Source organism: Streptococcus urinalis 2285-97, assembly GCF_000188055.2.
In the GTDB taxonomy this organism is placed as follows: Bacteria; Bacillota; Bacilli; order Lactobacillales; family Streptococcaceae; genus Streptococcus; species Streptococcus urinalis.
The window spans coordinates 201,568-214,483 of sequence record NZ_AEUZ02000001.1 but is presented as its reverse complement, the minus strand read 5'-3'; the positions used below and the strand labels follow the sequence as shown (position 1 = coordinate 214,483).

The window sequence follows — 12,916 nt, the reverse complement described above, 5'->3', positions numbered from 1 at the left end:
CTACTTTCTTTTTATGACTTTTTGATAAGTTTCACGACGATTTTCAATTTCACTTAAAAATTGAAGATAATTTTGGTAACGTTTTTTTGATAATTGACCCGTTTCTAATGCTTTTTTAACAGCACATTTAGGCTCATGTGTATGCGTGCAAGAACGAAACTTACATTGGTGACTCAAATGACGGATATCAGGAAAGGATTCATTGAGATCTGAGGGATTATTGATTTCATAATCGAGTGATGAAAATCCTGGTGTATCAGCAATTTTCCCATTATAAGCATCAAATAGAGTTACCGCTCTAGTGGTATGTCGACCTCGACCTAAGCTATCTGATATTTCACCTGTTTCTAATTTCAACTCTGGGACTAAACGATTTAATAAAGTCGATTTCCCAACACCCGTTTGCCCCATAAAAACTGTCACTTTTCCAGCTAAAAGCGGAATTAAATCAGACATTGTTAATACAAAGGGGTACCCAATATGCTCATATTCTTTTTTGATTAATTGCATATCTGAAATGTTGGAAAGAAGATCCATTTTAGAAATATAAATAACTGGCTTTATCCTTCTATGCTCTAGCAAAATCAAGAAACGATCCAAGAGATTTTGATTAAAGTCTGGCTCTTTTGCTGACATAATAACAACAGCCTGGTCTATATTAACAATTGGCGGTCTGACTAAACTATTTGAACGCTCTTTTATTTCAAGGATATAACCTTCAGAATTATCTTCTGCAGAGAATTCAACATTGTCCCCAACATAAGGCTTATGTCCTTTTTTTCGAAAATTACCACGTGCTCTTGTTTGGTAAACACGACTTTCAGACTCAACATAATAAAACCCAGCCAGAGACTTAATAATTTTTCCTTGCAAATGAACTCCTAACATTCTATGTTTTAATAGCAAAATACCAATATATTACATGGTCTATTATATCAAAAATTCTCCTTTAAAACAGTAGGTTAATCTATGAAACAAAAAATCGAGTAGATATTCTACTCGATTTTGAATCATATTTAAAAATTAGGTTAAAAACCATCTTTTCTCAACAAAAACGAAAATCTATTTTTAGTAATTACTAGTTCCCCATACTAGTCGTTTAAGAGTAGTCTTACCTTTTTTGAGTATCCCTAATTACTCCATGTAATTCTAATCATTCCTACATAAATCTCATCCCATAATAGATTAACTTGAGCACATCCCCAATTCTAAATAACAGCTACCTCTAGTCTATTTCCCCATAAAAGACTAAATCAATCTCTTATTTATTAAAGTCTCAATCCGTTGAGATTCTTTTTAAATAATGATGAGTTCGTCGCAACGACTAATAATAGTATGGCGACTTTTTTTAAAATATTGTCAGTTTATCATGAATGGAAGCTGTGATGTCATGAATTGTCTTTCATCATAAACCTTTATGTATTAAAGCGTCAGCCAATTTCCCAAAAGATTCAATGGAGAGTGCTTCTCCTCTGATACTTGGTTCAATTTCTGCTTCTTCAAGTGCTTTAGTTAATTTGAGTTTTATCTCATCACTTTTCCCAAAATGACTTGTTAGATTATTCCATAACGTTTTTCTTCTATGTGCAAAGCTAGCCTTAGCAACTCTAAAAAGAAAATCTTCATTTTCTACTTTAACAAGTGGTTCTTCTCGTCTTGTCATTTTTAAAATAGCAGAATCTACGTTTGGAGCAGGTACAAACACCGTTTTTGGTACAACAAATGCTACCTTTGCTGTCATATAATATTGAACTGCTATTGATAATGAACCATAAGCTTTTGAATTTGGCAAAGCAGAAATACGATCAGCCACTTCTTTTTGCATCATGACAACAAATTCTTGAAAAGGAACTTTTGATTCTATCAAATGCATTAATATCGGAGTCGTAATATAATAAGGCAAATTAGCCACTACTTTAAGTGGTAAATCAGGATTCTTAAACCGTTTTAACTGTGTCTGTAAATCAGCTTTCAAAATATCTTGGTTAACTATTTGGACATTGTCAAAATGCCCTAAAGTATCCTCTAAAATTGGTATTAATCTATCATCAATCTCAAAAGCCATTACTTCTGCTGCATTTTCAGCTAAAAATTCTGTCAATGCTCCGATTCCTGGACCAATTTCCAAAACATTAACTCTTTTATCAATCTCAGCAGTATCTACAATTTTTTGTAGAATATTAGTATCTGTTAAGAAATTTTGACCGAAAGATTTTTTAAATGTAAATCCATGTCTCTCTAAGACTGCCCTTGTAACACTATAATCTGCAATTCTCATAATTAATTGAGCTAACTGCTCATTCCTTTCTTATTCTGATGACAGTCCATCTTTATTCACAATAGTATCTATTTTCCATTATTTTCAAATGACTGCATGACTGATCTTAATTCAGTCTTTGTGATTCCAAACAGTTCCAACCTCTTGAGTAATTGTTTGCCATTACAATAACCTATTCTTAAATTTTCGCCAAGAAACTCTCGTCGTTTTCGGCTATCGTCACTCATTAGTAAACCTAGTTGAATGAGATCAGTTGAAGTGATGTCAAAAATAGAATTATTTTGTTCATAGTGATTAATCATTTTTTCTAAAGATCGTTGTAAGTCTTCAAAACTTGCATGTTCGACCCCTAATGAACGACCTTTTGTTTTTGACTTTGGTTTGGCTTCATCTCTATTTAAAAAAGCATGCTTTGCAGTTGGTACAGCTTGCATTATTTTTTTTCTAATCCGTTCGCCATTAAAATCAGGGTCTGTAAAAACGATGACTCCGCGTTGTTCATTCAAACGATCAATGCGTTCTAAATCATCATCATCAATAGCTGAACCTCTCGTTTCATAAGTGTCAACATCATAAAATCGTCGAAGATTTGCTGTATCATCCTTTCCTTCGACTACTATAATTTCTTGAATTTTTTGTTTGTTAGTCAAGTTGAAAAATCCTCTTTGCATTTTGACAAGTCATTTGTGCGACTTCTTCTTGAGAAATACCTCTGAGTTCAGCAATTTTGTCAACAACATAACGCGTATAAGCCGTATGATTTTCTTTTCCACGTTTTGGAACAGGAGCAAGATAAGGCGCATCTGTTTCTACTAAAAGTTTATCTAATGGTATGTGTTTAGCCGCATCCTGAACATCCAACGCTTTTTTAAAAGTCACGACACCTGAGAATGATATCATCATACCTAAATCAATAAATTTTTGCGCCATTTCTAATGAGCCTGAATAAGAATGCATGATGCCACCTCTAGGACCAACTCCTTCAGATTTAATGACGTCATAGGTGTCTTCTAAAGCATCTCTCGTATGAACAATAAAAGGTAAATTATAATCTTTAGACAGTTGAATTTGACGTTTAAAAACCTCTATTTGAACTTCTTTTGGATCTTCCATCCAATGATAATCCAAGCCAATCTCACCTAAAGCAACAACTTTTGGATCTCCTAGATGAGAAGTGATTAGTCTCTCAATTTCACTGCTATATGAACCAGCTTCTGTGGGATGCCACCCTATCGAAGCATAAATTTCAGAATATTTCTGACTTAGACTAAGAGCGTGAGAAATGGTTTCGTGATCAAAGCCAACAACATTATGATAATAAACACCTAGTTCTTTTGCAATTGCTAATTCATCATCAACTCTATCTAAAAATTGGTCAACATTCAGATGAGTATGGGTATCAAATATCATCATTTTTCTCCCTCTTTCTGCTTTTAAGTCTTGTATAGGACATTATAACATATTTTACAATGCCACTCATTTAGCTTTTTTATAAGATCTTTGTCAGCTAAAATGAGAGCGCTTTTTTATTCCCGTTTATGTTATAATAAAGTGAAAATACTTAATTATAGTTATAAGTGGGAGTTTAAATGGGGATACAAGATTTAGATAAAATATACATAACCATCGAAGAAGCTATCCCTAATATGACAGCTTTAGAAGTTGATATTGCAACCTATTTTTTGACGCACCATCTTACTAAAGAAAGTATTAATACCGAACAAATCACACAAAAACTGCATGTTTCACCTGCAGCACTAACAAGATTTGCAAAGAAATGTCATTACAGTGGATATCGTGAATTTGTCTATGATTATTTAACTTGCATCGCCAGTAAAAATGATGATTTACAACCCTTTAACAGACATTTAACAAAACAAGTACTGCTAGATTATGATCAGATTATCTCGAAAACTTATCGATTAGTAGATGAAGATCAATTACAACTGATTGCAGAAATGATTGAAAAAGCTGATAGAGTCTATTTCTTTGGGAAAGGAAGTTCAGGCCTTGTTGCCCAAGAGCTTAAACTTCGTTTTATGAGACTTGGTGTTATCTGTGATGCTTTTTCAGATAGTGATAGCTTTAAATGGGCAAAAACCATTTTATCCGAAAAAAGTCTTGTTATCGGTTTTTCCATTTCTGGAGAAACCCAATCTGTCATACACTCATTAAGTTATGTTGCTCAAAAGGGAATCAAAACTGTCTTATTAACGACAAAAAAACCTCCTGATGAGTTTATTTATAGTGAATGGCTCACCGTTGCTTCAGCTCACCACCTTAATTATGGGAATCGTGTTTCTCCACAACTACCTTTGCTTATCATGATTGACATACTGTATGCCTATTTTTTTGCCATAAACAAAGTCAAAAAAGAACAGTTATTCAATGAAACTTTAGAGAAAAAAACTGAGCTCTAGCTCAGTTTTTTAGTCTTCTTTTCCAAGAATCTGATTAATTTCTTGACTATAAAGAATAGCCTTGCCACCATAAATTGCTTGAACACCATTCTTAACGTCTAATACAGCTGTTGCACCGTACATTTTTAATCTATCTTTATCAACAACTTGGCTTTCTTTTAAAGAAACACGTAAACGTGTAGCACAAGCTGTTACGTCCTCGATATTTGATTCACCACCAAGTGCAGTAATGATTCCCATAGATGTCTCATGCAAAGAACTTTGTTTTTGACTTGAAGATACTTCTGGATTATCACTGCTATCTTTTTCTTCAAGCGTACTTATCATGCCTGGTACAGCTACTTTGAACTTAGTGACACAGAATTTAAAGACGACATAATAAACAGCAAACCACACAATTCCAACAGGAATCACAAGCATCCAGTTTGTATGGCTATTTCCTTGAAATACCCCAAATATCAAGAAATCAATAAGACCACCAGAAAATGAATTACCAATTCTTATTTTTAAAAGGTCAGCTACTAAGAATGAACAACCATCTAAAAAAGCATGAATAACATATAACCATGGTGCTACAAATAAGAATGAAAATTCAATAGGTTCTGTAATCCCAGTCAATAGAGATGTTAAAGCACTACTTGAATAGAAACTTCCCACTTTTTTGAGATTTTCTTTTGGAATGGAATGACACATAGCTAAACAAGCTGCTGGTAATCCAAACATCATTGTTGCAAATCGTCCTGCAAAGAAACGTGTTCCATAAGTAAATAAACCTGTATGATGAGAATCAGCAAGTTGGGCGAAGAAAATATTTTGAGCTCCTTCGATTGTTTTACCGGCAACAACTTCCGTACCGCCAAGTGACGTATACCAGAACATTGGATAGATTGTATGGTGAAGGCCGACTGCTCCAGTAAGTCTAAGGAAGAAACCATATAAAAAGGTTCCAATACTTCCCATTTGTGCAATGCGTTCACCAAAATCGACTAGTAGTTGTTGTATAGGAGGGCCATATGACATAAAAAATAGAACCAATTGCAATCGCTGCAAAAGAAGAAACAATTGGAATAAAGCGTGAACCTCCAAAAAATCCAAGAAAGGCAGGAAGTTCAATTTTACGATAGCGATTATGTAGATAGGCAACAATAAGCCCGATGGTTAATGCACCCAAAACTCCAGTATCGATTTTGGCATCTTTTGGTGAGTAGAGGCTTAAAAAACCACTAATTGTCGCTGTAAAAACAAGATAGGCTACCCCACCAGATAATCCAGCTGTTCCTTTATCACCATTTGCTAATCCAACAGCAACACCAATAGCAAAAATCAAAGCAATATTTGAAAAAACAGCATTGCCAGCAGTACTCATAATTGTAAAGATAGCTTGCAACCATGCTTGATTTAAAACTGGAAACTGAGCAATGGCATTACTGTTTGATAAGGCACCACCAATACCAAGAAGCAAACCTGCTACCGGTAAAATAGATATTGGTAGCATAAATGCCTGACCAAGTTTTGAAAATTTCTTAAAATCCATCTTATTTTCCTTCCTCAAATGCTTGAATAAAACGTTGGGCAATTTCTTTTGGCCGTGTGATAGCTCCACCAACTACTATTCCTGCAACTCCTATTCTTTTGACATTCTTCAAATCTTCTAAAGAATGTATTTTCCCTTCTGCAATCACCGATATTCCGTATCTTTTCAATGCTTTCATTAACTCAAGATCTGGTCCATCAAGTTGTCTACTGTATGAGGTATATCCTGATAAAGTTGTCCCAACAAAGTCTACCCCTGCTTCATATGCTACTAGCCCCTCTTCATAGGTACTTACATCAGCCATTAGTAACTGTTGTGGGTATTTTTCTTTAATCTGAGCTATTATTTCAGGAATTGTTTTTCCGTCGTGTCTTTGACGCTTTGTACAATCTAAAGCAATAACAGCTATATTCAAATTGGCCAACTGATCAACTTCAGCCATTGTTGCAGTGATATAAGGTTCTTCAGGCAAATAGTCTTTTTTTATAATCCCAATGATTGGTAAACGTGTTACTGCTTTAATTTCTAAAATATCACGAACAGAATTAGCACGAATCCCAACTGCACCAGCTTCTTCTGCTGCTTTAGCAAATAGAGGCATTACCCCTCCACTTTCAAGATACATAGGTTCTCCTGGCAGAGCTTGACAAGAGACGATTATACCTTGTCCTATCTGTTTTAACAATTCTTCTTTTGTCCAAGTATGAGTCATTTTTTCTCCTTTCACTTTCTTACAGGATCATTATAAGCTATTATAAAACGCTTTCAATACCTATTTATTATTCTGATTAAACTTTCAAAATGTCTCTCTTTTTATTATTTTTTGAAACAAATTTCAGCCCCCTCTTGTGGAATGCAAAAGGGGGCTTCAATTATTTTACTTTCATGATTCTAACAAGATTTGCTCGCTCAGCTTCTTCTAGTTTAAGTTCAATATAATGAATGGTTTCTTCTAGCTGTGGAATAATAGCATACTCTAAGCCATTAACTCTACGTCTTGTTTTTTCAATTTCATCCGCCATTAATTGACAGGTCTTCTCAACTTCTGCCAATCTTAACATTTTAGATTGTAAAGATTCAATCTTTGAAATTGTCTCGTCCATTTCACTATTTGAAGACAAAAAACTGTAAGAAAATTCGCCTTTATTATCATCGTGCTGATTTGTATTAACATGAAATTTAGGAACATTGACACTCATAATATTTTCCGTTTCAATGAAAAGATCAACTTCTTGAAAGGGAACTGCAAAGAGTTCTTCCACCATCAAATCATTTTCTTGAGACTTTGCTAATACAAAGTCTTGCATATTAGAAGCCAAATCTCTCTCAACCTCTTGTCTTAAATCATTATTTTCTTTAATAAGATCAACAAAATGTCTCATCAGTTCATCACGTTTATCTTTTAATAATTTATGACCTCTAGTAGCCGTCTTTAATCGTGTTTTGAGATTACTTAACTCCATGCGTGTGGGTTTTACATTTAATCGAGCCACTATTTCAACCTCCTTTAATTACTGCCGTTTTTGTACTAGTCATCTTCTTTTTGTACTTTAGGGAGGTATTGATCTAACATATCGTCTTTAATTCGTTTTAATTCCGTCCTAGGCAAGATTGTTAATAATTCCCAACCAAGATCTATACTTTCTTCAATACTTCGATTTGTAAAGAATCCTTGGTTAATATAGTCTTCTTCAAAACGATCTGTGAATCGTACGTATTTTTTATCTGTTTCTGATAAAGCAGATTCACCCAAAACAACAGCTAACTCTTTTGCTTGCTTTCCTTGTGCATAAGCAGCAAAAAGTTGGTTCATTGTAGCTGCATGATCAACTCGTGTTTTTCCCTCACCAGAGCCTTTATCTTTCAGACGAGATAAGGAAGGTAAGACATTAATTGGTGGACGATAACCACTATTGTACAATTCATGTGATAGAATAATTTGTCCTTCGGTAATATAGCCAGTTAAGTCAGGAATTGGATGTGTGATATCATCTTCAGGCATGGTTAAAATAGGAATTTGAGTTACAGAGCCTTTTTTCCCCACTAATCGTCCGGCACGTTCATAAAGGGTTGATAAGTTTGTATATAGGTAACCTGGATAGCCACGACGACCTGGAACTTCTCGTCTAGCTGCAGAAACTTCACGTAAAGCTTCACAATAATTGGTCATGTCTGTCATGATGACAAGAACATGCATGTCTTTTTCATAGGCTAAATATTCAGCTGTCGTTAAGGCAATTCTTGGCGTTGCGATTCTTTCAATAGCAGGATCATTAGCTAAATTAACAAATAAAACTGAACGATCAATGGCACCAGTCTCACGAAGGTCATTCATAAAAAATTCTGCTTCTTCAAAAGTAATTCCCATAGCTGCAAAGACCACAGCAAAGTTTTCATCAGAATTCAAAACAGTGGATTGACGAGCAATCTGCGCTGCTAGTTCATTATGTGGGAGACCAGAACCAGAAAACACAGGAAGTTTTTGTCCACGCACAAGTGTATTCAGGTGATCAATTGCTGAAATGCCTGTTTGAATAAATTCATCAGGATAATCTCTTGCAACAGGATTAATGGCTTGGCCATCTATATCCAAATATTTTTCTGGAATTAGTTCAGGACCTCCATCTATTGGATTTCCCATTCCATCAAAAATTCGACCAACCATATCTTCTGAAACAGCTAATTCTAGTGGATGTCCAGTAAATCTAACTTTTGCTTTTGCTAAATTAATACCACTGGAACCTTCAAATAACTGAACCATAGCTTTATCTTCTTGGACTTCTAATACTTGTCCTTGACGTATTTCACCATCATGCAATTTGATTTCCACTAATTCATTGTAATGAACACCTGAAACCTGATCTACAATCATCAAAGGGCCGACAACTTCGCTGACCGTTCGATATTCTTTAAGAACACTCATCTAAATTCCTCCCTTTTCTAAAACATGGTGAATATCCGTTTTTAGAACATCCGATAAGGATTTAATCTCCTCTAATTGATCTTCTGGTATATATTTACTTCTAGCAATTTTATCTCTAATGCTAGCTGTCCCTTCCATTATCTCACTAAAGTAAGCACCTAATTCTAATGCTTTAGAAGCCTCTTTGTTAAACGTTAAAATATTCGTTAACATAGCTTCTTGCTTAGCAAATGACGTAAAAGTATCAACACTATCAAAAGCATTTTGTTGAAGATAGTCTTCACGAATCTGACGAGCAACTGCCATTGTTAACCGATCTTGTTCGGACAGCGAATCAAGACCCACGAGCCGAACAATTTCTTCAAGACTAGCTTCTCTTTGGAGAATATTCATTGCTTTAGAGACTTTTTGAGCCCAATTTGTTTCTTGCGCTTTGTTAATATATTTTCCAATTTCATCTTTATAAAGTGAATAGGATGTTAACCAATTAATGGCTGGAAAATGCCTTCTTTGTGCTAAAGGTGCATCTAGACCCCAGAACACCTTAACAATACGTAAGGTATTTTGTGTGACTGGTTCTGAAATATCACCTCCTGGTGGCGAAACGGCTCCAATGGCTGTAATGGTACCTTCTCTTTCTTCGCCACCCAGCGTTTGAACACGTCCAGCACGTTCATAATATTCTGCAATACGGCTACCTAAATATGCAGGATAACCCTCATCTCCAGGCATTTCTTCAAGCCGACCAGACATTTCACGTAGTGCCTCAGCCCACCGTGATGTTGAATCAGCCATGATAGCAACAGAATAACCCATATCACGGAAATATTCTGCAATTGTTATGCCTGTGTAAATAGACGCTTCACGCGCTGCCACTGGCATATTAGATGTGTTGGCAATTAGGACTGTGCGTTGCATAATAGATTGTCCTGTATTTGGATCAATCAATTCTGGAAATTCATTTAGAACATCCGTCATTTCATTTCCACGTTCGCCACAACCAACATAAATAACAATATCAACATTCGCAAATTTTGCTACCTGATGTTGCACAACCGTTTTTCCAGCTCCAAAAGGACCTGGAACTGCAGCTGCACCACCTTTTGTTACTGGAAAAAAAGTATCTATAACCCGTTGACCTGTGATAAGAGGCTCAACTGGTATCAGTTTTTTGGTAACTGGTCTTGCTCTACGAACTGGCCATTTCTGAATTAACGTTCCTTGATAGAGTGTTCCATCTTCTTTTTCAATTTCATAAACAATATCAGTGACAGTAAATTTCCCTTCAGAAATAGATTTTAAAGTTCCTGAAATAGGATAAGGCACCATAATGCGATGTTCAATAACACGTGTTTCTTCTACAACACCTAAAATATCGCCTGCAACAACTGGATCTCCTACTGATAATTGTGCTTTGAAATCCCAAGTCTTTTCACGATTGAGGCTTGGAACCTCAACTCCTCTAATTAGAAAATCACTATTAGTACTTTGTTTGAAACGATCTAAAGGTCTTTGAATACCATCAAACATTTCTGAAATCAATCCAGGCCCTAATTCCACTGAAAGAGGACTGCCTGTTGTCACTACTGGTTCACCAGGGCCAATTCCAGATGTTTCCTCATATACCTGAATAGAAGCTTGATCGCGTCTCATTTCAATAATTTCACCAATCAAACCCAAATGGCCCACTCGACAAATATCTTGAATATTGGCATCTTCCATTCCAGATGCTACTACTAGGGGCCCTGAAACTTTAATTATTTTTCCTTGACTCAAGTTTATCCTCCTTTAATTTAACAATCTCTTTCTATTTTTGTTCAAGTATATTTTGTCCAACTGCCTTCTCTACATTGTCTTGGACACGTTTTATTCCTAAACCATTACTTCCTTTATGCGTTGGAATCAATATGACTGCAGGCTTAACTTGACTGTCATAATAAGCAATTGTATCAGGAATTTCTCTTGCAATATCTTCGGTTAGATAAATAATTCCAAAATCATCTCTTGAGAGTTTTCTTAGGGTGTTAATGGCATCTTGTGCTTTAGTAACAGGAAAGGTTTGAAAACCAATCATTCGAAAAGGTAAAATCGCATCACGATTACCGATAACACCTATTTTGTAGGTTTTATTGGTCATAAATTGGTCTCATCCTTTCTTTAATCGATTGAATTGGTAACTCATTACAAACACCAGATAATATAAGCCTTAAGTTTTTAACTTCGAGTTCTTTGCCAAAGAGATATCTTGCTAATAGTAAAGGGCCTTGAACTTGATATTTACCCTCTAAGAACAACTGGTACAATAGGATATCAGTCAATTGATATAATTCCAATAATGAAATGGTTCCATTCACCATTTTTTCTTCATACCTGATTAATTCAGAAGTCAATAAGTTTAAACCTAATTGGTTATACCAAGTAGCTAGTCCACTATCTTTACTAATAGAAAGGTAATCATTTAATGTCAAACTTCCTTCATCAGAGATTAATTGTTTCATGAAACTAGCAGGTCTATTTTGTTTTTCTGCCCTCTTTACAACTTGAATATTATACAAATCTGTAATAACAAGAGCAGCTTTTTTTAATATTGGTTCTTCTAACTGCTCAACCAACCACTTCAAGTGTTTGAAGTAAGCCAAATCAGCACCAACTTCTAACACTCTCACATCTTGATAATCTTGAAATTCTGACCAAATAGATTGAACTTCTTCAACAACACTTTTTGGAAATTTTTCAGAATTCAAAGTTGTCACCAAGTGTTCAAGCTCTGACAAAGATTTAGCTCCTATTGAAATGAGTAGATGACTAAAGTCTTTTTGATTAGCTTTTGATTTTAAGAGAACTTTCAAATTATGATAAGTGTAAGGTAATGTAAAAAATTGTACTAAACCTATAATAGGCGTTTCTTCATAAGCCCAGTGATATGTTTTTTCTAGTTCTCTCATCAGAACAGACTCTACCTTATTTAAATCATCCAGATCATCAGAACTCAACTGATAAGGCGTTGTTTGCAATAGATTGGCAATTTGGTTTTTATCTTGTGTTTGCAATAATTTTGAAAACTGTTCTGAATTTAATAATTGATGCTCCCTAACACTGATGCTTGTATTTATTTGTGAAAATAAGGTATCATTCATAAAATAGCCTCCTAATTTTCTTTAAAAATAGCATTTGCAATACGAGAGCTTTCCTCTTTAAAAATTGAATTAACAAGATTAGAGTAGAGATAATTTTGATCTACTTGGCCTATTGAAATCATAAAACCTGCTTCCTTATCAATACTCTTTTCATTAAAACTTGCATTTGGATACTGTTTTATCAACTCAGCCAAAGCTTGAGAACTAAATTTTTGACTTGTTATCTCACCTAGACTAACAAGAATGTCTTGGTCCTGATATTTTTTTAAAATCAGATTTAAAAAATACAATTCTTCCTCAACATCAAATGCTTCCATCTTCTCTAAAGCAGCTTGAAATAGCTCTTTTAAAACGGTTTGCTTTGTAACAAGTGTTGATTGTCGTTCTTGATTTTTAATTTGTTGACTTTCCACTTGAAATTTTTGATTTAACTCTTTTAGCTGTCTACTTGTTTCTGAATCACTATCCGTTAGGATTCTTTTTTTATCTTCCCGAAATTGCTGATTTACCTTTTTTCGAGCCATTTCAAGACGATATTTTCCTTCTTGATGTGCTTGTTCAAGGACAGCACTTTTTAATTGATTAATATCACTCACTCAAATTCCTCCAATACAAATGACTAAA

Annotated in this window: 12 protein-coding genes and 1 pseudogene; 1 reads left to right on the top strand and 12 read right to left on the bottom strand. The window is 34.8% G+C overall.

Annotation, left to right across the window (positions count from 1 at the left end):
• From rsgA to STRUR_RS01020, 4 genes are all read right to left on the bottom strand, one after another.
• Positions 1–873 carry a ribosome small subunit-dependent GTPase A gene (gene rsgA / locus STRUR_RS01035; RefSeq protein ID WP_006739774.1) on the bottom strand — a complete coding sequence of 291 codons (873 nt, stop codon included), beginning with the start codon at positions 871–873 and terminating at the stop codon, positions 1–3.
• Between the two features lie 532 nt (positions 874–1,405).
• Positions 1,406–2,278, bottom strand: a complete 873-nt coding sequence (rsmA, locus tag STRUR_RS01030; RefSeq protein WP_006740357.1) for a 16S rRNA (adenine(1518)-N(6)/adenine(1519)-N(6))-dimethyltransferase RsmA — start codon at positions 2,276–2,278, stop codon at positions 1,406–1,408.
• A gap of 68 nt (positions 2,279–2,346) precedes the next feature.
• Positions 2,347–2,949, bottom strand: a complete 603-nt coding sequence (gene rnmV / locus STRUR_RS01025) for a ribonuclease M5 (RefSeq protein WP_196792573.1) — start codon at positions 2,947–2,949, stop codon at positions 2,347–2,349.
• The gene (locus STRUR_RS01020) at positions 2,921–3,691 is read right to left on the bottom strand and encodes a TatD family hydrolase (protein ID WP_006738936.1); all 771 of its coding nucleotides are present in this window, start codon (positions 3,689–3,691) and stop codon (positions 2,921–2,923) included. The genes rnmV and STRUR_RS01020 overlap by 29 nt, the downstream gene beginning before the upstream one ends.
• Before the next feature lie 176 nt (positions 3,692–3,867).
• Between STRUR_RS01020 and STRUR_RS01015 the strand changes: the two genes are divergently transcribed.
• A complete protein-coding gene (locus tag STRUR_RS01015) occupies positions 3,868–4,698 on the top strand; it encodes a MurR/RpiR family transcriptional regulator (protein ID WP_006739530.1) in 831 nt (276 codons plus the stop codon).
• A gap of 9 nt (positions 4,699–4,707) precedes the next feature.
• On the opposite strand, the pseudogene STRUR_RS11980 reads toward STRUR_RS01015, so the two are convergent.
• From STRUR_RS11980 to STRUR_RS00970, 8 genes and pseudogenes are all read right to left on the bottom strand, one after another.
• A pseudogene (locus tag STRUR_RS11980) lies at positions 4,708–6,232 on the bottom strand (PTS transporter subunit EIIC).
• Between the two features lies 1 nt (position 6,233).
• Positions 6,234–6,944, bottom strand: coding sequence for an N-acetylmannosamine-6-phosphate 2-epimerase (locus STRUR_RS01000; protein ID WP_006739763.1), 711 nt, complete (start codon positions 6,942–6,944; stop codon positions 6,234–6,236).
• Between the two features lie 160 nt (positions 6,945–7,104).
• Positions 7,105–7,725 carry a V-type ATP synthase subunit D gene (locus STRUR_RS00995; RefSeq protein WP_006740356.1) on the bottom strand — a complete coding sequence of 207 codons (621 nt, stop codon included), beginning with the start codon at positions 7,723–7,725 and terminating at the stop codon, positions 7,105–7,107.
• 35 nt (positions 7,726–7,760) lie between these two features.
• Complete coding sequence (locus tag STRUR_RS00990) at positions 7,761–9,155, bottom strand: V-type ATP synthase subunit B (protein ID WP_006738566.1); 1,395 nt, start codon at positions 9,153–9,155, stop codon at positions 7,761–7,763.
• Positions 9,156–10,931: a V-type ATP synthase subunit A gene (locus STRUR_RS00985; protein ID WP_006738447.1), complete on the bottom strand. Its 1,776-nt coding sequence runs from the start codon at positions 10,929–10,931 to the stop codon at positions 9,156–9,158.
• Between the two features lie 31 nt (positions 10,932–10,962).
• Positions 10,963–11,292: a V-type ATP synthase subunit F gene (locus STRUR_RS00980; RefSeq protein WP_006740486.1), complete on the bottom strand. Its 330-nt coding sequence runs from the start codon at positions 11,290–11,292 to the stop codon at positions 10,963–10,965.
• Positions 11,282–12,292, bottom strand: a complete 1,011-nt coding sequence (locus tag STRUR_RS00975) for a V-type ATPase subunit (RefSeq protein ID WP_006739908.1) — start codon at positions 12,290–12,292, stop codon at positions 11,282–11,284. Before STRUR_RS00975 ends, STRUR_RS00980 begins: the two co-directional genes overlap by 11 nt.
• Before the next feature lie 11 nt (positions 12,293–12,303).
• The gene (locus STRUR_RS00970; RefSeq protein ID WP_006738574.1) at positions 12,304–12,888 is read right to left on the bottom strand and encodes a hypothetical protein; all 585 of its coding nucleotides are present in this window, start codon (positions 12,886–12,888) and stop codon (positions 12,304–12,306) included.
• Positions 12,889–12,916: the final 28 nt, after the last annotated feature.

Bases quoted from the DNA above. Each gene is read 5' to 3' on its own strand.
- STRUR_RS00980 (WP_006740486.1), bottom strand. From the start codon at position 11,292: ATGACCAATAAAACCTACAAAATAGGTGTTATCGGTAATCGTGATGCG.
- STRUR_RS01000 (WP_006739763.1), bottom strand. From the start codon at position 6,944: ATGACTCATACTTGGACAAAAGAAGAATTGTTAAAACAGATAGGACAA.
- rnmV (WP_196792573.1), bottom strand. From the start codon at position 2,949: ATGCAAAGAGGATTTTTCAACTTGACTAACAAACAAAAAATTCAAGAA.
- STRUR_RS00975 (WP_006739908.1), bottom strand. From the start codon at position 12,292: ATGAATGATACCTTATTTTCACAAATAAATACAAGCATCAGTGTTAGG.
- STRUR_RS01020 (WP_006738936.1), bottom strand. From the start codon at position 3,691: ATGATGATATTTGATACCCATACTCATCTGAATGTTGACCAATTTTTA.
- rsmA (WP_006740357.1), bottom strand. From the start codon at position 2,278: ATGAGAATTGCAGATTATAGTGTTACAAGGGCAGTCTTAGAGAGACAT.
- STRUR_RS01015 (WP_006739530.1), top strand. From the start codon at position 3,868: ATGGGGATACAAGATTTAGATAAAATATACATAACCATCGAAGAAGCT.
- STRUR_RS00990 (WP_006738566.1), bottom strand. From the start codon at position 9,155: ATGAGTGTTCTTAAAGAATATCGAACGGTCAGCGAAGTTGTCGGCCCT.